This window comes from Haloferax sp. AB510 (assembly GCF_024136985.1).
GTDB lineage: Archaea > Halobacteriota > Halobacteria > Halobacteriales > Haloferacaceae > Haloferax.
Genome location: NZ_JAMYJY010000072.1, coordinates 1 through 18,623, shown reverse-complemented (window position 1 = coordinate 18,623; position 18,623 = coordinate 1). Strand labels below are relative to the sequence as shown.

At 65.6% G+C, this 18,623-nt stretch carries 22 protein-coding genes; 14 read left to right on the top strand and 8 right to left on the bottom strand.

The features are described 5' to 3' along the window. Positions 1 to 805: NAD(+)/NADH kinase (locus NKF06_RS13845; protein ID WP_253245726.1), on the top strand; the 805-nt coding region annotated here is incomplete at its 5' end. A gap of 78 nt (positions 806 to 883) precedes the next feature. Here NKF06_RS13845 and NKF06_RS13840 read toward each other — a convergent pair. Next, the gene (locus NKF06_RS13840) at positions 884 to 1,258 is read right to left on the bottom strand and encodes a carboxymuconolactone decarboxylase family protein (protein WP_082256463.1); all 375 of its coding nucleotides are present in this window, start codon (positions 1,256 to 1,258) and stop codon (positions 884 to 886) included. Positions 1,259 to 1,576: 318 nt separating this feature from the next. Here NKF06_RS13840 and NKF06_RS13835 point away from each other — a divergent pair, with 318 nt between their 5' ends. Beyond that, the gene (locus NKF06_RS13835) at positions 1,577 to 2,608 is read left to right on the top strand and encodes a phosphate uptake regulator PhoU (protein WP_058828829.1); all 1,032 of its coding nucleotides are present in this window, start codon (positions 1,577 to 1,579) and stop codon (positions 2,606 to 2,608) included. A 56-nt stretch (positions 2,609 to 2,664) separates the two neighbouring features. On the opposite strand, the gene NKF06_RS13830 is transcribed toward NKF06_RS13835, so the two are convergent. Together NKF06_RS13830 and NKF06_RS13825 are read right to left on the bottom strand one after the other, a co-directional pair. Beyond that, positions 2,665 to 3,108: a hypothetical protein gene (locus NKF06_RS13830; protein ID WP_082256464.1), complete on the bottom strand. Its 444-nt coding sequence runs from the start codon at positions 3,106 to 3,108 to the stop codon at positions 2,665 to 2,667. Positions 3,109 to 3,293: 185 nt separating this feature from the next. Further along, positions 3,294 to 4,475 carry an LEA type 2 family protein gene (locus NKF06_RS13825; RefSeq protein ID WP_253245725.1) on the bottom strand — a complete coding sequence of 394 codons (1,182 nt, stop codon included), beginning with the start codon at positions 4,473 to 4,475 and terminating at the stop codon, positions 3,294 to 3,296. A 152-nt stretch (positions 4,476 to 4,627) separates the two neighbouring features. Between NKF06_RS13825 and NKF06_RS13820 the strand changes: the two genes are divergently transcribed. The 4 genes from NKF06_RS13820 to NKF06_RS13805 all read left to right on the top strand — a co-directional run bounded on the left by NKF06_RS13820 (position 4,628) and on the right by NKF06_RS13805 (position 6,318). Further along, positions 4,628 to 4,810, top strand: coding sequence for a hypothetical protein (locus tag NKF06_RS13820; protein WP_004043756.1), 183 nt, complete (start codon positions 4,628 to 4,630; stop codon positions 4,808 to 4,810). Positions 4,811 to 4,871: 61 nt separating this feature from the next. Beyond that, on the top strand, positions 4,872 to 5,096 hold the full coding sequence (locus NKF06_RS13815) for a hypothetical protein (RefSeq protein ID WP_004043755.1): 225 nt from the start codon (positions 4,872 to 4,874) through the stop codon (positions 5,094 to 5,096). A gap of 43 nt (positions 5,097 to 5,139) precedes the next feature. Continuing rightward, positions 5,140 to 5,571, top strand: a complete 432-nt coding sequence (locus NKF06_RS13810; protein ID WP_058828827.1) for an SRPBCC family protein — start codon at positions 5,140 to 5,142, stop codon at positions 5,569 to 5,571. A gap of 429 nt (positions 5,572 to 6,000) precedes the next feature. Beyond that, positions 6,001 to 6,318: a hypothetical protein gene (locus tag NKF06_RS13805; protein WP_058828826.1), complete on the top strand. Its 318-nt coding sequence runs from the start codon at positions 6,001 to 6,003 to the stop codon at positions 6,316 to 6,318. Positions 6,319 to 6,371: 53 nt separating this feature from the next. On the opposite strand, the gene NKF06_RS13800 is transcribed toward NKF06_RS13805, so the two are convergent. Continuing rightward, positions 6,372 to 7,898 (bottom strand): aldehyde dehydrogenase family protein, encoded by a 1,527-nt coding sequence (locus NKF06_RS13800; RefSeq protein WP_058828825.1) that lies wholly within the window; start codon positions 7,896 to 7,898, stop codon positions 6,372 to 6,374. Between the two features lie 132 nt (positions 7,899 to 8,030). Between NKF06_RS13800 and NKF06_RS13795 the strand changes: the two genes are divergently transcribed. Then, entirely contained in the window at positions 8,031 to 8,750 is a 720-nt protein-coding gene (locus NKF06_RS13795) for a helix-turn-helix domain-containing protein (RefSeq protein ID WP_253245724.1), read from the top strand. Between the two features lie 30 nt (positions 8,751 to 8,780). Here the strand turns inward: NKF06_RS13795 and NKF06_RS13790 are convergent, their stop codons facing one another. Beyond that, complete coding sequence (locus tag NKF06_RS13790; RefSeq protein ID WP_058828823.1) at positions 8,781 to 9,620, bottom strand: proline dehydrogenase family protein; 840 nt, start codon at positions 9,618 to 9,620, stop codon at positions 8,781 to 8,783. A 180-nt stretch (positions 9,621 to 9,800) separates the two neighbouring features. Here NKF06_RS13790 and NKF06_RS13785 point away from each other — a divergent pair, with 180 nt between their 5' ends. The 6 genes from NKF06_RS13785 to NKF06_RS13760 all read left to right on the top strand — a co-directional run bounded on the left by NKF06_RS13785 (position 9,801) and on the right by NKF06_RS13760 (position 15,453). Further along, on the top strand, positions 9,801 to 11,108 hold the full coding sequence (locus tag NKF06_RS13785) for an ABC transporter substrate-binding protein (RefSeq protein ID WP_253245727.1): 1,308 nt from the start codon (positions 9,801 to 9,803) through the stop codon (positions 11,106 to 11,108). Positions 11,109 to 11,160: 52 nt separating this feature from the next. Continuing rightward, positions 11,161 to 12,102 carry a branched-chain amino acid ABC transporter permease gene (locus NKF06_RS13780; protein WP_058828822.1) on the top strand — a complete coding sequence of 314 codons (942 nt, stop codon included), beginning with the start codon at positions 11,161 to 11,163 and terminating at the stop codon, positions 12,100 to 12,102. Beyond that, a complete protein-coding gene (locus NKF06_RS13775) occupies positions 12,099 to 13,223 on the top strand; it encodes a branched-chain amino acid ABC transporter permease (protein WP_253245723.1) in 1,125 nt (374 codons plus the stop codon). Before NKF06_RS13780 ends, NKF06_RS13775 begins: the two co-directional genes overlap by 4 nt. Beyond that, positions 13,220 to 14,026 (top strand): ABC transporter ATP-binding protein, encoded by an 807-nt coding sequence (locus NKF06_RS13770; RefSeq protein WP_253245722.1) that lies wholly within the window; start codon positions 13,220 to 13,222, stop codon positions 14,024 to 14,026. Before NKF06_RS13775 ends, NKF06_RS13770 begins: the two co-directional genes overlap by 4 nt. Next, positions 14,023 to 14,760: an ABC transporter ATP-binding protein gene (locus tag NKF06_RS13765; RefSeq protein WP_253245721.1), complete on the top strand. Its 738-nt coding sequence runs from the start codon at positions 14,023 to 14,025 to the stop codon at positions 14,758 to 14,760. The genes NKF06_RS13770 and NKF06_RS13765 overlap by 4 nt, the downstream gene beginning before the upstream one ends. Before the next feature lie 144 nt (positions 14,761 to 14,904). Continuing rightward, positions 14,905 to 15,453, top strand: coding sequence for a plastocyanin/azurin family copper-binding protein (locus NKF06_RS13760; protein WP_253245720.1), 549 nt, complete (start codon positions 14,905 to 14,907; stop codon positions 15,451 to 15,453). 39 nt (positions 15,454 to 15,492) lie between these two features. On the opposite strand, the gene NKF06_RS13755 is transcribed toward NKF06_RS13760, so the two are convergent. Then, positions 15,493 to 16,290, bottom strand: a complete 798-nt coding sequence (locus NKF06_RS13755) for an RIO1 family regulatory kinase/ATPase (protein WP_253245719.1) — start codon at positions 16,288 to 16,290, stop codon at positions 15,493 to 15,495. A gap of 39 nt (positions 16,291 to 16,329) precedes the next feature. Then, entirely contained in the window at positions 16,330 to 16,767 is a 438-nt protein-coding gene (locus tag NKF06_RS13750) for a universal stress protein (RefSeq protein ID WP_253245718.1), read from the bottom strand. Between the two features lie 180 nt (positions 16,768 to 16,947). Here NKF06_RS13750 and NKF06_RS13745 point away from each other — a divergent pair, with 180 nt between their 5' ends. Beyond that, positions 16,948 to 18,090, top strand: coding sequence for an acyl-CoA dehydrogenase family protein (locus NKF06_RS13745; protein ID WP_058828815.1), 1,143 nt, complete (start codon positions 16,948 to 16,950; stop codon positions 18,088 to 18,090). Positions 18,091 to 18,113: 23 nt separating this feature from the next. Here NKF06_RS13745 and NKF06_RS13740 read toward each other — a convergent pair whose 3' ends face one another. Continuing rightward, a complete protein-coding gene (locus NKF06_RS13740; RefSeq protein ID WP_058828814.1) occupies positions 18,114 to 18,569 on the bottom strand; it encodes a FlaD/FlaE family flagellar protein in 456 nt (151 codons plus the stop codon). Positions 18,570 to 18,623: the final 54 nt, after the last annotated feature.

Here is an 18,623-nt window from a genome sequence, read left to right as displayed (position 1 = left end):
GACGCTTCTCCCCGGCGTGACCGTCGGCGAGGGCGCGTTCGTCGCCGCCGGCGCGGACCTCGTGTTGTTCGTCGGCGGCGACGGCACCGCGGCGGACGTGGCCGAGGCGCTCCACGGCACCGACGTACCGATGCTCGGCGTCCCCGCGGGCGTGAAGGTCTACTCCTCCGTCTTCGCCGTCTCGCCCGAAGACGCCGCCCACGTCGTCACCTCGTTCGAGCGGACCGAGGCTCGCGAGGTCATGGACATCGACGAGGACGACTACCGCGAGGGCGAGGTCAGGCCGGAACTCCGGGCGGTCGCGCACGTCCCCATCGCCGAGGACCTCCAGTCGTCGAAACAGACCGGCGGCGGGACCGTCGAGGCGCTCGCCGCGGGCGTCGCCGACGACATCCGCGCGACCGAGGGTGTCACCTACGTCCTCGGCCCCGGAAGCACCGTCGGCGCGGTGAAAACCGAGTTGGGAATCGACGGGTCGCCGCTCGGCGTCGACGTCTACCGCGACGGCGAGGTGCTCGCCCGCGACGCGACCGAGGCCGAGATTCTGGCGAGTCTCGGCGAGGAGAACGTCATCGTCGTCACGCCCATCGGCGGGCAGGGCTTCGTCTTCGGCCGCGGCAACCCCCAACTCTCGCCGGACGTGATTCGCCGCTGCGACGTGTCGGTCGTCGCCTCGCGGTCGAAACTCGACGCGATTCCGGTCCTCCGGGTCGATACCGACGACCCCGGCCTCGACGCCGACCTCCGCGGGTGGACGAAAGTCCGCGTGGGTCGCGTCGAGCGGCGGATGATGAAAATCGAGTGAACGTCGCACGTCAGTCGCGGCCGACTCGGCACGCCAACAGAAAAATCGAGCGAGAGACCGCTCCCGTCGGCCGCCTCGTTAGTCGTCTGCCGGTGCCTGTTGTTTCGTGATGTACTCGACGATTTCGTCCGTTTCGGTCTTGAACTCGTCGAGGTCGGTCTCGTTCCCGTGGAGAACCGTCGAGAAGTACTTCGTGTCGGCGGCGAGATTGACTGCCTCTTTGAGTTCCTCGTCCGTGACGCCGCTCAACCGCGCTTCCTCGGTGTGGAAGTAGATACAGTAGGGACAGCTAGTCGCGGCCGCAACGCCGACACCGATGAGCGCTTTCTCTCTTCCGGACAGTTCGGTGTCTTCCCCTAGATTGAGGTCGCGGAAGAGCCCCCAACTGTGTTCGCTCGCCGGTTCTGCCAAGTCCTCCATCCAACTCGGGACTTGACCGAGCATTCCCTCCATCTCCTGTCGTGTGTCTTTCGATAGCATTTCTTTCCCCGTTACCTCCGCCGTCCCGTCGCTGGGGAGGTACTTACTACGAGGTGTCGGAGAAGTAAAGTTATGAGCCGTCTGAGTAGTTATAATATGTCCGTATCGACGACGTTCCGGGGAAATTCGGGGTTAATACGCCGGTCTACGGGACGATTCTCTCTCCTCGTCCCGCCCGCTCGACGTGGATGATTTAATATTTGGGATCATGTGCAATGAGAACCACTACCCATTATTCATAGAGGGTGTAATATAGTGAGGTTTAAGGTCATTGGAGGGGTTCTGACTACCATGGAAACCCGGAAAGTCCAGCGTCTCGGTCCCTCCACGCTGGCGATGACGCTTCCAGCGGAGTGGGCCAAGGAACACAACGTCGAGAAGGGCGACGAAGTGACCATTCGGACGAGCGGGAAGGGCACGCTGACCGTTCTCCCCGAATCGGTCAACACGGAGGACTCGAAGGCGACGATTCGCGCGGACAATCTGAATGCAGAGGCGCTCGAACGCGCCATCGTGGCGCAGTACGTCCTCGGGCGGCGCGTCATCCACATCGAAAAGAGCGAAGGCGCGCTCGATTCGGACCACATCAACGCCGTCTACAAGGCCGAGACTCAGCTCATGGGCCTCGGCGTCATCGAGGAGACGCCCGAGCGAATCGCGATTCGCTGTTCGGTCGACGCGGAGGACTTCACCCTCGACAACCTGCTCGAACGCCTCGAAAACACGGGGAGCACGATGCGCGGCGAGGCCGTCAAGGCGCTCGCCCACGGCAACCCCGACCTCGCCCAGCGGGCGCTCAACCGCGAGCGACAGGCGAACAAGATTTTCGTCCTCCTGCTCCGACTCATCTTCACGTCCTACCAGAACCCCAACCTCGCGCGGGCGGTCGGCCTCGACTCCGGCTTCCCGCTCATCGGCTACCGTTCGGTGGCGAAGAACCTCGAACTGACCGCCGACAACGCCGAGGACATCGCCAACATCGTCATGGACGCCGAGGGACACACCATCGACGTCGACCAGTCGACGATGCGGCGCATCCGCGAGTTCACGGACCACGTCGACGAGATTACGACGACCGCGGTGCGGGCCGTCGTCGAGCGCGACTACGACCTCACAATCGAGTGCCGAGAGCTGTTCCGTGAGATAAGCGACCGCGAGCGCGACATCCTCAACGACCTCCCGGAGATGGAAAACCAGAAGCTCCTCCAGATTCGCGAGGTGCTCGTGAGCCTCCAGCAGACCGCGCAGTACGCGATGCGGAACGCCGAAATCGCGTCGAACCTCGCGCTCAACGAGGAATCGGACCACGTCACGATAGACTGAGGACCCGAGAGAAACTGTGGGCGGCAGGGCGGCGGCACGCCGTCGTACCGTCGCGCTCAGTCGGCGATGACTTCCATCGCCTCGCTGTTCTCGGTCTCGGACGACTCTTTTTCACCCGTCAGCGGGTTGCGGCTGGCGATGCGGCAGTCGAACGCCGGATGCTCGCCGAAGTGCCGGAGTATCATGTGACGCCGCGACCCCGTGATGCCGGTTCGGCCGATGTCCTCGGCGGTAAAGCGCTCGGGTAGGCGGTCGTACAGTCGACGCAGTTCGTCGAAACTGGTGAACACCTTCGCGTTGCCAGTGGAGTCCGCACCACGGCGGGAGACGACATAGCTTCCGTCCCGCCGGTACTCACCGGCCGTGCGGAAGAACTCTCGTTTCTCGGTCAGCGCCGAGCCGATAGCCTCCTGCAGGTCGGCAGCGGCGTCTCGGGACAGTTCACAGGACTGGTCGCCAAAGGAGACGACGATGGTTTCGTCGTCGCTCTCGACGGACACAGGGTTCTCATTACGGGAGAAGAACTCGATCAGGAGCGTGGGTACTCCGTGTCATATCATCGAATATCTCGTCCGACGGTAAAGGGTTGTCGGCTGAGTCAGGAATCACCGAGGATTTCTCGGCGAATCGGGGCGGTCACACGAGGGTTCGACTCCCTCGTCCGCCGCGGGACTGAACGCGGCCGCTACAGGAGGCCGTCGTCGGTCGTGGTGGTCCCGCCGTCTGACGACGTGGTTGTCGTAGTCGTCGTTGTTGTCGTAGCGGTCGTTGTCGTCTCGGTTGTCGTCGTTGTCGCCGTCGCGGTGTCTGTCGACGTCTCAGTTGCAGTCGCGGTCGAGGTGGTCGTCGCAGTTTCCGTGGCCGTCTCGGTCGCCGTCGCCGTCGTCTCGGTCGCCGTCTCGTTCCCCGCCGACGCCGCCTTGTTCCCGAAGATGTCCGTCTCGAACGTCTTTTCGTAGGTCAGCGGGTCGAGCGGAACGCGGAGGGTCGTGCCGCCGGCGTCGAGGTTCGCGTAGAAGTCGATGCGCAGGTCGGTCGTCTGGTCGCGTTCGAGGTGCGAGACCCACCACTCGTCGAGTTTGTCGTTCTGAATGTAGGTCGTCGCCTCGATGGTCTCGGTCGACTGCGGGGGGATGACGTACTCGGAGTTCGTCGTCCCCTCGCCCACGTCCACGTCGTTCATGGAGATATCGTAGCCGAGTTCGGAGACCGCAATCGGGTACGGCTTGGGGTTGTGGACGACGAACGTGAGTTCGAGCGCCGTGCGCTCGCCCGTGGACTCGCCCCACTCGGCGCTCGTCTCGTTGACGTACAACACGGGGTCCGAGACGACCGGCGAGTCCGCGTCTATCTCGCGGGTCTCCGTGGAGTTGAACGCCGACAGCAGGTCGGTGTCGATGCTCCGGGTTATCTCGGGCGCTTCGAAGGTCCGCCCGAGCGTCTCCGAGGAGACGTTGGCGTCCACGACGAGGTCGGTGTGTTCGCCGTTCTGGATGTGTGAGACCCACCACTCGGGGATGCGCTCGTTTTCGAGCGTCGTCCGGAGCGGGACCGCCGTGGTCCCCCGCCCGATAGCGACGCCTTCCTTCTCGCCCGTCGCCATCTGAATCCCGTTCATCTCGACGCCGTAGTCGACTTCGAGGCCCGAGAGGTTCGCCGAAATCGGGTTGGGGTTCGAGACGTACAGGTCGGTCTCGATGACCGTCTCCGTCTCGTTGACCCCGGCGAACCGGTTGTCGACCCGGTCAACGCTCGGCGCGCCGATGACGCCGGTCGCGTACGCCCCGCCGACGCCGGCCGCGACGAGCACCAGCGTGACGAGTGCGATACGGAGTTTTCCGCCGAACAACGCGGATGTCAGTCCCATCGTTGTGGACACACGAGACTGGTGGTACATATGTCGAACGGCCGAGCGCGAGACTGGTCCGTGGGGCCACACCGCACGCCAGGGCCCCGTCACGTCACCCCACGACAGGCGGTGTCGAATGAACTAAGTGCGCACCCGCGAAGGTCGGAAACATGGAAACCAAGACGGTGCAATCCGACAAGTCCATCGGCTTTGCGGCGTTGTTCGGCGTGCTCACGCTCGTCGGCGCAGGGCTGATGGTCGCCGGACCGGACCAGTTGACGAAGGCGCTCGGATTTATGGTAGCGATTATCGCGGCCTCGCTGGCCGTCTGCGGTGCGCATCTGTTCCAGTAGCTATCAACGTTGAGGAACACGGGTAACCGTTAATAACGCCCATTCCCTAGACGGCCCGAGGATGACTGAGTACACCGACGAGGAACAACGCATTCTCGCCTATCTCCGCGACAGCGTCAGCCGCGGCGAGGGCTACTTCCGGGCGAAGAACATCGCCGAAGCCATCGGTCTCACCGCGAAGCAGGTCGGGTCCCGTCTGCCGCGGCTGGCCGAGAAGTCCGAGGACGTCGAAATCGAGAAGTGGGGGCGCGCCCGCTCGACGACGTGGCGCGTCACCCGAAGCTGAGGCGATTCCACGGCTTTTTACTGTGGAGGTGTGATGGTATCCCATGACCGTCCGCGTGAAACGAACCTTCGAGTTCGACGCTCCCGGCGAGCGCGTCTGGGAGTTTATCGCCGACCCGGCCAAGCGAGCGGAGGCTATCAGCGTCGTCGACCGCTTCGACGTGGCCGACGACGGACGCCACGCGACGTGGTACCTCGAACTGCCGATTCCGCTCATCCGCTCGACGGTGACCGTCGAGACCGAAGACATCGAAGTCGACGAGCCGACGCACGTCAAGTTCGTCGGCAAGTCACGGGTGATGCGGGTGACGGGCGAACACACCATCGAAGAGCGCGACGGCGGCAGCCGCCTCGTCAACGAGTTCACCGTCGACGGCCGGTTGCCGGGTGTAGAGGCGTTCTTCGAGCGCAATCTCGACCGCGAACTCGACAACCTCGAATCGGCGCTCCGGCGCGAGTTCGAAGCGACCGCCTGAGGCCGAAGACGACCGCTCACTCACGATGAGTCCGGAGCGACGAACCCCAAGAACCGTGGGCTCACGGGGCGTGGGAACCCGTGTTGCGGTGGGTTTATACATCGCGGCTCCTAAGCGAAAGTCGCCGACGCAATAGGCGCTTTTCTCGCCAGTCGTCGGCGACTCCACATCCGCCGCACCCGCCGCAACGTTTCGGGGTCCGTTGCGGCATCAGAAACGACGTGGCCACGTCGTTTCGCGCCCCCAAGCCCGGTGGGGGTGCACTCCCCTCGTCTCACTTCGCCAACTGGTGACACGAGATTCGGCGGGAGGCGAATTCGCCTCCGCCTTTTGACGACCGCTTCGTTCCGAGCCACGGCGCTGTCGGTCGCCGATACCGGTCGCGTTTCGGAGCGCACGCTTCTTTCCTCCGGGGGCCGTGGAGACACCATGACCGAGACGATTCGAGGCGACGTGCTGCACGCCATCCCGCCGGACGAACTCGACGAGGAGGACCTGTCGCCCGAACTCCGGGCGCTGGCCGACTCCCGCCACGTGCTCGTCGTCCGGAAGGGCGGTCACCCCTCGATACTCGACCTCATCTGGGCGTTCGTCCGCCGCGACCCCATCGAGGCGGTGACCGTCGTGACCGACCGCCACGTCGACGAGGACGAGGAGGTGACGCTGACCGTCGAGGAGACAGACATGCCCGGCGTCTACGTTACGGCGGCCGCTCACCGTGAGGAAGCGTCTGCGGACGACGGGTGAAACGACGGAACGAAAAGGTGGGACAGATGCGGGGCCGCGGTGGGTGACCGACCTTACTCGTCTTCTTTGGTCTTGATGTCCGCGGAGAGGCCCTGCGCCATGCGAATCTCCTTTGAGTTGTTGAGCGTCCACGCGGTGCGCTCGGTGACGGCCTCGATGATTTCGCGGGCCGAGGGGTAGCCGTTGCCGGACTTCTTCACGCCGCCGAACGGGAGATGGACCTCCGCGCCGATACACGGGAGGTTCCCGTAGGCGAGGCCGACCTCGGCGTGGTCGCGGAAGTAGTTGATCTGGCGGTAGTCCTCGGAGATGACGGCACCGGCCAGCCCGTAGTCGGTGTCGTTCTGAATCTCGACGGCGTCCTCGATGTCGCCCGAGTACTTCAGCAGGGCGACGTGGGGACCGAAGACCTCCTCGTGGGTACAGCGGAGGTCGTCGTGGGGGTCCGCCTCGTAGACGAACGGCCCGACCCAGTTGCCCTCCTCGTGGCCCTCGGGAATCTCGTCGGCGTCGAGTTCGGTGCGGTCGACGAGGACGTTCACGCCCTCCTTCTCCGCGAGTTCGTTGTACTTCGTGACCTTCTCCTTGTGGCCCTCCTCGATGAGGGGGCCCATGAACGTGTCCTCGCGGAGCGGGTCGCCCACGGAGACGTTCTTCGCGTTCTCGACGAAGCGTTCCTTGAACTCGTCGTACACGTCCTCGTGGACGACGATGCGCTCGGAGGAGACACACCGCTGGCCGGTGGTCTTGAACGACGACATCGTCGCGGAGTGGACCGCGATGTCGAGGTCCGCCTTCTCGGTGATGACGACGTTGTTCTTGCCGCCCATCTCACACGCGGCGAGCTTGCCGGGCTGTTGGGCCACCTTGCTCGCGACCTCGTGGCCGACCTCTGCGGAGCCGGTGAACAGCACGGAGTCGACGCGCTCGTCGTCGACGATGCTCGCGCCGGCGTCGCCGAAGCCCTGTACCATGTTGAACACGCCGTCGGGGATGCCGGCGTCCTCGAACATCTCGGCGATGATCTGGCCGCACCACGGCGTCTGCTCGGCGGGCTTCCAGACGACGGTGTTGCCCTCGACGAGCGCGACGGCCATGTGCCAGAAGGGGATGGCGACCGGGAAGTTCCACGGGGTGATACAGCCGACGACGCCGCGCGGTTTGCGGCGCATATAGGCGTCCTTCGCGGGAATCTCGGAGGGAATCACGTCGCCTTTGGGGTGGCGGGCGTCGCCCGCGGCCCACTCGACCATGTGGTACGCCTCGATGACGTCGGCGCGACCCTCGGAAATCTCCTTACCGCACTCCTTGGTGACGACCTCCGCGAGTTCCTCGGTGCGGTCGCGCAGTTCGTGGTAGATGTCCCAGAGATACTCCGCGCGGTCGATGTGCGAGAGTTCGCGCCACTCCTCGTAGGCTTCGTCGGCCGCGGCGGCCGCGGCGTCGATGTCCTCGGGCGTGCCGCGTCGGAACGTCCCCAGCGACTCGCCCGTCGCGGGATTCGTGCTCTCGAACGTCTCGTCGCCGGTTCCGTCCGTCCACTCGCCGTCGATATAGTGCCGATATTCGTCCTGCGCCATATGACTCTAGCGTCACAACTAGGATTAATAACCCCGGACCCTCCCATGGAAGGGATGTCCCCGGGTCGACGCGTCAACACACTCCCGAGTGACCACAGACAACATCTTACGTAGCGGCGTATTACCCGGTGTATGAGCGAGCGCATGTCAGGTGAAGGTACACGCCTCACGCTCGACCTGTGGCATCCGAACTGCTGGGCGATAGAATCGACGAGCGAGTACGACGGCGGCATCCTCGCACACGCCATCTACGACGCCCCCACCGCGGGCGTTGAGCGGTCGAACGGACTGTTCACCGCCTACGGCGAGTCGCTCGACGAGGTCGAAACGCTCCTTGACGTCATCGCCGACTCGGACCTCACCGGCGAAGTGTTGGAACTGCAAGAGCGGTTCGACTCCCGCGGGAAGCACGTCGCACCCGGCTCGGTCGCCCGCGAGTTCTTCTTGGAGTACGACCCGAGCGACATGATGTGTCCGGAGCTACTCAAGCAGGGCTTCGTCCACAGCGCCCCCACGCAGATAGAAAACGGCCGAGAGCGGTGGGAAGTCTGGTTCGCGGGCGCGAGAGAAGAGATTCAGCCTCGCATCGAGACCGTCATGGACGAGACCGGTGCCGAGATTCGCGTCGCCTCCATCTCCACGTCGGAGGGTGCGGAGCCGGAGCGCAGTCGGCGACTCGACACGCTCACCCGGAGCCAGCGGCAGGCGTTCGAACTCGCGCGCGAAGAGGGGTACTACCGCTGGCCCCGCGAGGTTTCCACCCGCGAACTCGCCGCCAAGATGGACATCTCGAAGACGACGCTGCTCGAACACCTCCGAAAGGCGGAATCGAAACTGCTCGACCCGCAGTAGCGCGGGGCGAGCCGGGGGGCCTGTCCCGACTCAGATACCGGCGACGGCGCGAAGCGCGAACAGCGCGTTCGATTTCCGCTCGCGGACGCGCCGGTAGAAGTAAGAGAACCACTTGTCGCCGTAGGGCACGTACTGCCACATCTCGATGTCGGCGTCGGCGAGGTCGCGCTGGCCGTCCTCGCGCACGCCCATGAGCATCTGTACCTCGTAGGGGGTCCCGTACTGCTCGTGGAGGTGTCGGGCGTGCGCGATCATGTGCGGGTCGTGACTGCCGACCGCGACGCCGTCGTCGAACTCGGTGAACATGTATTCGAGGAGGTCCTCGTACACCTCGTCCACCTTCGACTTCTCCTTGTACGCGATGGACGCGGGCTCGTTGTACGCGCCCTTGACGAGGCGGACCTTCCCGGGCACCTCGGCGAGGCGTTCGAGGTCCTCGCGCGTGCGTTTCAGGTTCGCCTGTACGCAGACGCCGACGTTCCCGCCCGTCCGGTGACCCAAGTCGTCGACGGCGTCGAGGGTCACGTCGGTCGTCTCGTGATCCTCCATGTCGACCCAGACGAACACCCCCTCGGCGTCCGCGGCGTCGACGATGCGGTCGAGGTTCTCCCGGAAGACGCGGTCGCCGATGTCGAGGCCGATCTGTGAGGGTTTCACCGAGACACAACCGTCGAGGTTCGTCGCGCCGAGTTGGCGGACGAGGTCGATGTACGCGTCGGCGTCGGCGTCGGCATCGGCTCGGTCGGTGTAATGCTCGCCGAGTAGGTTCAGTATCCCCGCGATGCCGTCGCGGTTCAGCGACTCGACGTGCGAGACCGCCCCGTCGGCCGTCTCACCCGCCACGAAGTTGTTCGCGATGGGGGGTATCATATCCCGCTATTGTGAGACACATACCCTAAAGAGAGACCCTACCAAATCATTCTGAAAAATATTACTGAAATAATCTCCGGACGCTCGTTTCGTCCGACGGGTTTCGGGCTCCCGACCATGGACGGTTACAGGTATATTTACGATAATTGGAGAGCATAGCTTGTTATGTCACCACACGACATGGACCGCAGAACGCTGCTGAAGCTGTCGGGACTCTCACTTGTCGGGGCGACCGCCGGTTGTCTCGAAGGCGAAGACGAGGACACGACCACGGCCACGACGACTGAGGAGAGTGGCGGTGGCGGCGGCGAGGAGACCACGACGACCGAAGAGAGCGGCGGTGGCGAGTCGTCGTACACCATCGGCATGGTCGACTCGCTCACTGGGTCGCTCGCGCCCTACGGCGAGCGCAACACCCGCGGTCGCGAACTCGCGCTCGCCGCCATCAACGATGTCGGCATCGGCTCCGAGGGTGGGTCGCTGAGAATCTCCGTCGAGGACGACGAGAGTACGAACCAGGGCGGGGTCAACGGCGCGCAGAAGCTCGTCAACCAAGACGGCGTGCCGCTCCTCATCGGCTCCGTCGGCTCGGGCGTCTCCATCGCCATCCACGACAGCGTCACCAACGACGCCGGCGTCGTCCAGATCAGCCAGAACAGCACGAGCCCCGAACTCACGTCGCGGCCGGACCTGCTCCGCATGAGCCCCTCGGGGGCCGCGAAGGGGCAAGCGCTCGCCAATCTCGTCAACGACGACGGCCACGACACCGTCGCCGTCACGTGGATCAACAACGACTACGGGACGGGCCTCTCGGACGTGTTCGCCGAGACGTTCGAGTCCGACCTCGGCGGCACCGTCGCCTACAACGAGCCCCACGACCAGGGGCAGTCGTCGTACAGCGGCATCCTCACCGAGATGGCCTCGACGGACGCCTCCGCGTGGGTGTTCATCACGTACGCCAACGAGTACACCGTTATGGTCAACGAGGGGTTCGACCAGGGCTACAACACCGCTGTGGACTACTACGGTGCGGAGTCCACCGTCGCCGACTCTATCATCGAAAACACCCCCGCGGGCAGTATGGACGGGATGAAGGGTATCACCGAGAGCGCCCCGCAGGACCAGGAGAACTACCAAAACTTCGTCTCCGCGTTCGAGGAGAACTACGACGCGACGCCGACGGTCTGGTCGGCCTACGCCTACGACGCCGTCACCGTCGCGGCGCTCGCCATCGAGGCGGCCGACGAGTTCTCCGGCGAGGCGCTCGCGTCCGTCGTCCGCGACGTGACCCGCCCCGAGGGCGAGGAGGTCTTCACCTTCGAGGAGGCCGCGGCCGTGCTGCGCGACGGCGGTTCGCCGAGCGACATCAACTATCAGGGCGTCAGCGGTCCGGTCGACCTCGACGAGAACGGCGACCCGCCGGGCTACTACCAGATTTACAGCGTCCAAGACCACGAGTACGTGTTCGGCGACTACATCACGAGCTAACCATGCACGCACGGAACGGACGCCGACCGACCGACTGGAGGGTTCCGGAGCCGTGATACCGCTCCAAATCAGCCCCTTCCAGTACGTCGCAAACGGCGTGGTGTTTTCGAGCATCATCGTCCTCGCGGCCATCGGGCTGTCGCTCGTCTACAGCATCGCGGACTTCGCGAACTTCGCCCACGGCGACCTCATGACCGTGGGGGCGTTCTCCGCGCTGTTCTCGGTCGGCTTCCTCCGACCGATGCTGGGCGACGCGGGGGTGTTCGGCCTGCCGCTTTGGTTCTTCCTCGCCCTCGCGTTCGGCATGGGCGCGGCGGCGGTCATCTCCGTCATCACCGACCGCGTCATCTACCAACCGGTGAAGGGGTCCGACTCCATCGGCCTGCTCATCTCCAGTATCGGGGTCGCGCTCGTCTATCGCGCGCTCGTCTTCCTGTCGTTCGGGACCGAGGCCGAGCGCTACGGCGTCCCCAGACAGGGACCGATTCCGTGGGTCCGCGAGACGCTCGGTATCGCGGTCACCCCGCGCAACCTCGTCGTCGTGGCGCTCACTATCGTGCTCGTGACGGCGCTGCACCTGACGCTGACGCGGACGACCCTCGGCCGGAAGATGCGTGCGACCGCCGACAACGCGGACCTCGCGCGGGTCAGCGGGATTCGGACCAGCGAGGTCATCTTCGCCATGTGGCTCATCGGCGGCGCGCTCGCCGCGGCCGGCGGCGTCTTCCTCGGACTGGAGGAACTCGTCCGCCCGCGCATGGGCTTCGACATCCTGCTCATCGTCTTCGCCGCAGTCATCCTCGGCGGCATCGGCTCCGTCTACGGCGCGATGCTCGGCGGCCTCGTCATCGGGATGGTCCACGAACTGGTTCCGCTGTTCTACCAGTGGGGTATCAGCCCGGTCGGCTCGCGGTACGCCGCGGCCGTCGCGTTCGTCATCATGGTCGCCATCCTGCTCGTTCGCCCGAGCGGAATCGCGGGTGATAGCGGATGAGCGCCGTGTCCACGTGGGTGAGCGAGACGCTCGTCCGCGACCCGACCGAGCGGCGCATCTTCGCAGTGCTCGGACTCATCACGGTGCTACTCGTCGTCGGCGTCCTCACCGGCGTCATCGGACCGCGGTTCCTCCTGTTCCAAATCGCGCTCGTCGGGATGTACGCCCTGCTCTCGCTCGGACTCAACGTCCAGTGGGGCTACGCCGGGCTCATCAACTTCTCCGTCGCCGCGTTCTGGGGTATCGGAGCCTACTGTGCCGCGCTGTTGACCGCACCGAACTCCCCGCTCGGACTCGGACTCCACCCGGTGTTCGGGTTCCTCGCGGCAATCGTCGTGAGCGCGTTCATCGCGGTGCTCATCGGCATCCCGACGCTGCGCCTGCGCGAGGACTACCTCGCCATCGCCAGCCTCGGACTGGCCGAGGTTATCCGCGCCATCATCCTCAACGAGCGCCAGTGGACCGCCGGTTCGAGCGGTATCAGCGGTATCCCGAACCTCATGTCGTGGCTCCCGCTGACAGACGCCGCGACGACGGCCGCAATCGTGGTCGTCCTCATCGCTGTCGTCTACCTGTTCCTCCGGCGCGTCCACCGGTCGCCGTGGGGGCGCGTCCTCCGGACCATCCGGTCCGACGAGGACCTCGCCAAGGCGCTCGGGAAGGACACCTACCGGTTCAAGATGCAGGCGTTCGTCATCGGCTCGGTCATCATGGCCATCGCCGGGGCGTTCTACGCCCACCTGAACCTCTACATCGACCCCTCGGACCTCGTCCCCCTGACGACGTTCTACATCTGGATCGCCGTCATCCTCGGCGGGACCGGGTCGAACCGCGGGGCGGTCGTCGGCGCGGCCGTCGTCATCGCCATCCGCGAGGGGACCCGCTTCCTCAACGACATCGGGTTCATCCAGACGCTCGGCATCGACTTGGCTCCGCTGCGACTGCTGTTCGTCGGTGGGCTCATCATCCTCATCATGCGCTTCCGGCAGGACGGACTCCTTCCACCGAAGGACGAACTCATCTGGCCGGCGGCGCGCGACGGAAGCGGTGCCGGCGGCGCGTCTCCCTCCGGTGCCGCCTCCGACGGCGGGACCTCCTCGAACGGGGGTGACGACCGATGAACGACGACGCGTACGAGGGCGCGCGCCTCGGCAAGGGCGACGTCGTCCTGAAGACGACCGACTTGGAGAAGGCGTTCGGCGGCCTCGTCGCCACTGACGGCGTCTCCATCGAGGTCGACCGCGGGACCATCACCGGAATGATCGGGCCGAACGGCGCGGGGAAGTCCACGCTGTTCAACCTCATCTCCGGCTTCTACGAGAACGACGCCGGCCACGTCACCGTCAACGGGGAGGACGTGACCGACCTCGAACCGCACGAGCGCGCCCGAAAGGGACTCGTTCGGACCTTCCAGACGCCCCGGCGGCTGGAGGGGATGTCCGTCCGCGAGGCGATGCTCGTCGGCCCCGGGCCGCAGAAAGGCGAGTCGATCTTCTCGCTTTTCTTCTCCGGCTCCGACGTGACCGAAGAGGAGCGGGCGAACATCGAACAGACGCGCGAGTTGCTCGAACGGTTCGAGATCGGGCACCTCATCGACCAGCCGTCGACCGACCTCTCCGGCGGGCAGATGAAGCTCGTCGAGCTCGCGCGGGCGTTCACGACGGACCCCGACATCCTGCTCTTGGACGAGCCGGTCGCCGGCGTCAACCCGACGCTCGCAAACGACATCAAGCGGTTCATCCGCGAACTCAACGAGGAGGGCCAGACCTTCCTCATCATCGAACACGACATGCCGTTCATCATGGACCTCGCAGACCCCATCATCGTTCTCGACCAAGGGAAGGTGCTCATGGAGGGCTCGCCGGACGAAGTCCGCTCCGACGACCGCGTCATCGAGGCGTACCTCGGGGGGGCCGGCCCATGACCAACCGCGCACTCAACGTCTCGGGCGTCGACAGCGGCTACGGCGAGGTGCAGGTCCTCCGCGACCTGACGCTCCACCTCGAATCGGACGAAATCGTCTGTATCATCGGGCCGAACGGCGCGGGGAAGTCGACCGTCCTCAAGACGGTGTTCGGCCTCCTCAAGCCGTGGACCGGCTCGGTCGAACTGAGTGGGCAGGACATCACCGGCGAGGAGCCGGAAGACCTCGTCCGCGTCGGGATGGGCTACGTCCCGCAGGTGGACAACGTCTTTTCCTCTCTCACCATCGACGAGAACCTCAAGATGGGTGGCGTCGCCCGCTCCGAGGGCCTACAGGCCAGAATCGACGAACTGTACGACCAGTTCACGATTCTCGACGAGAAGCGCTCGGCGAAGGCGCGGACGCTCTCGGGCGGCCAGCGGCAGGTGCTCGCGTTCGCCCGCGCGCTCGTGATGGAGCCCGAGGTGCTTCTCATCGACGAGCCCTCGGCGGGCCTCGCGCCCAACATCGTCCAGTCGGTGTTCGAGGACGTGAAGAAGGTGAACGAACTCGGGACCGCGGTCCTGATGGTCGAGCAGAACGCCCGCGAGGGGCTCGGCATCTCCGACCGCGGCTACGTCCTCGACCAGGGGACCGTCGCCTACGAGGGCGACGCCGACGGCCTCCTCGACGACCCCGAAGTCTCGCGGCTCTACATGGGCGGCGCGGACTACGAGGGCGTCGAGGGCGAGTAACTCGCGAGCCGCGGGCGCGACCCGCGGCCGAACTCCCCCAGAACCGCGTTCCGCCCGCAGCCCCTCGCCGTTGTCGGCGAGATGGGGTTCCAATCGGGCGGAATTTGGGACATCGCTTATTCTTCGGGTGGCCCGACCACTGGTATGCGACTCACGAGACGACGTGCCCTCGCCGCTGTGATCGGACTCGGGCTGCTCGCCGGCTGTACGGATGGCGACCAGACGGAGATGCCGAGCGAGGAGACGGAGTCGCCCCCGACCGAAACCGCGGCGTCGTCTCCGAGTTCAACGGCGACACCAACACCGACACCGACACCGACAGCGTCGCCGACGCCGACGAGCGAGTCACCGGGTTCGACGACTGAGCCGGCGTCAGGCGATGCGTCCGGCTCGCTCGTCGTCATGGAGGGCGTCGCCTTCTCACCGATGCGGCTCTCGGTCGAGCCGGGGACGACGGTCGCGTGGGAAAACGGAGAGGCGCTTCAACACAACGTCCGCGCGGCGACCTTCGACGACGCGGCGACCGACTGGTCGTTTCAGTCTGAGACGGTCGGTCGCGACGGGCGGGTCACCTACCGCTTCGACGACCCCGGCGTCTACCAGTACGACTGCGGCATCCACGGCTCGACGGCGATGTGTGGGGTCGTCGTGGTCGGCGACGCGAGCTACGACGGGACGCTCCCCTGCGAGTGAGTCGGGTCGGCGCGGCGGCCGCGGAACCGAACCGAGGACTCACGCCGCGTGCTTTTCTATCTCGCCTTTGAGTGACGCGGCGTCGAAGTCGTGGTCGGGCCGGATGTTGACGAAGTCGAGGAAGTCGACGGCGTCCAAGAGCGCTTCCACCTCGTAGGAGTCGAGCGCCGCGGCGACGGCCTTCTTGGGGCCGACGAGCGGTTCGAGCGCCGCCAGCCCGCAGGCGAGGTCGTACGCGCGGGCGTCGCGCATCCCCTCGTCGTTGACGTTCGTCGCGTCGATGAAGTAGATGCCGTCCTCGCGGACGAGGACGTTCTCGGCTCTGAGGTCGCCGTGGGCGAGGTGGTTGTCGTGCATCTCCGAGAGCGCCGCGAACAACTCGGGCGCGAGCCGTTCGACTTCCTCCCGCGGGGCGGTGTCGAGGGTGTGGAAGTTCGGCAGGTATTCGAGGACGAGCACGCCGAGGCCGTCCACCTCGAACGCCTCGACCGGCGCGGGCGCTTGCAGGCCGATGTTCCGGAGTCGCTTCGTCGCTTCGAGTTCGTGTTCGGCCATCTCCAGCGGCGTCCCGAAATGACCGAAAAAACCCTCCGTCCCGCTGGAGAACGCGCCGAGGTTCCGCCCGGTCGTGAACACGGCGTGGACGAGCGAGTTCTGTTTGGAGATGACTTTCACGAACCACTCGTCGTCGACGACCATCGGGGTCGAAAGCCAGTTGTCCGCCTCGAGAAATCGGATGTGGAGGGTGTCGCGGTCGTATCGCCGGGCGAGTTCGCGGGCGACCGTCTCCAGACGCGGCCACCCGAGGCGGCCGCGGACGAGCCGACGGAGGTCCATGCACCCCCGTAAGACGAGGGGCGGCTTAACCTCGTGGGCCTACGCCGATTCCTGTCGGACGGTCAACACGGGTGCGTCGGAGCCGCGGACGACCCGCTCGGCGACGCTGCCGATGAGATAGCGGTCGATGCCGCTGCGGCCGTGGGTGCCCATCACGACGAGGTCGATGTCCCGCTCGTCGGCGTGGCGGATAATCTCGCTCGCGGGAGTTCCCTCGGTGACGACGGTTTCGACCTCGACACCGGCCTTGCGGGCCCTCTCGGCGACGCGGTCTAACACCTGCTTGCCGCTTTCGAGAAGCGCCTCGCGGACCCGTTCGAGCGAGAGTGCAGGCGCGGCGTAGCCGACCTCGCGCACGTCGGCGACGTAGAGCGCCACGAGCGTCGCGTCGTAGGTGCGGGCGTGCTCGATGGCGTGGTCCAAGGCAGCGTCCGCGCAGTCACTTCCATCGGTCGGAAAGAGGATGCGAGAGTACATACGAGAACGTCGGACCGCGGCGCAAAAAGACTCGGACGCCTATTCCCACGCGGTGGGAGCGGACGAGCCGGGAATGGTCGGCCCGAAAGTGGTCGGCCGCCCCCGCTTCGCCGCCCGCAACGGCCAAATCCTTCATGGTCGTTCGATTAGTTTATGTCCGGCACGGCGATAGTTGGTCGCATGGACTTCGACATCCCGGCCGAACACCGGATGATTCGTGACACCGTCCGTGAGTTCTGCGAGGAAGAAATCGCGCCCATCGCGCAGGACATCGAGGACGAACACCGGTTCCCCGCAGAGATATTCGACCAGTTGGCCGAGTTGGACGTGATGGGCGTCCCCATCGACGAGGAGTACGGCGGTCTCGGTGGCGACCAGCTGATGTACGCTCTCGTCGTGGAGGAACTCGGTCGCGTCTCGGGCGGAATCGGCCTGTCGTACGCCGCCCACGTCAGCCTCGCGTCGAAGCCCATCGAGCTGTTCGGCACCGACGAGCAGAAGGAACGCTGGCTCACGCCGCTGGCGACCGGCGAGTACCTCGGCGGCTGGGCGCTGACCGAACCCGGTTCCGGAAGCGACGCCAGCGACATGGACACCGTCGCAGAGCGGGACGGCGACGGCTACGTCATCAACGGAACGAAGCAGTTCATCACGAACGCGAGCGTCGCCGGCTCCGTCCTCGTGAAGGCCGTCACGGACCCCGGCGCGGGCTACGACGGCATCTCGACGTTCATCGTCGACCCGGAGAACGATGACGGCTTCGAGGTGACGACCGAGTGGGACAAGATGGGCCTCAACTGCTCGCCGACCTGCGAGCTCTCCTTCGACGACTGCTGGGTGCCGGAAGACCGACTCCTCGGCGAGGAGGGCGAGGGCTGGAAGCAGACCATGAAGACGCTCGACGGCGGCCGCATCTCCATCGCGGCGCTCTCGGTGGGACTCGCCGAGGGCGCGTACGGTCACGCCAAAGCGTACGCGAAACAGCGCGAGCAGTTCGACCAGCCGATTTCGAAGTTCGACGCCATCCGCGACAAACTCGTCTCGATGCACCGCAAGACCGAGCGCGCGCGACTGCTCACCCACAAGGCGGCGACGCGGTACGACGCCGGCGAGCGGGTCAGCCGGGAGTCCGCGCTGGCGAAACTCGACGCCTCGGAGGCCGCCCGCGAGGTCGCTGAGGACGCGGTGCAGGTGCTCGGCGGCTACGGATACACGACCGACTTCGCTCCCCAGCGGTTCTACCGCGACGCGAAGCTCATGGAAATCGGCGAGGGGACGAGCGAGATTCAACACCTCATCATCGGCCGCGAACTCGGCCTCTGAGGGCGCTCGAGGTGGGCTGAGGCTCAGTCCGACTCGGCCATCGCCGACAGCCGGGCGACGTACGAGAAGCTGCGGACGTGGTCTTCTTCGGTCGGTGCGTCCTCGAAGTCCGAGGGGACGGTAAAAGAGACGACGCGCTCGCGAATCGCGTCGTGGGCTCCGTCGCCGATCCAGCCGATGTCGCGGTAGTACGACGCCATCTCCAGCGCGCCGCGGCCGCCCAATCGTTCGACGAGGTGGACGCACCATTCGAGAAGCACCCGCTCGGCCCGCGGGGTCCGCGGAATTTCGTCGAGAAACGGCTCGCCGTCCGACGTGACCGCCGCGGTCGTCGCGAGGAGGCGCTCGTGGGCAACGTCGCTCCACGTCCGGTTCGTCGGCGCGTCGACCCAGTCGAACGACCGGTCGCTGGTGTCCCGACGGGGCCCGGGTCCGCTCGGGTCTTCGACGACGTTGGGACGACGTGACTCGCGCGGCATCTATCTTTCTTCGAGGAGAGAATTTCGCCGTTTACGGCGGGAGTGAACCCGGCA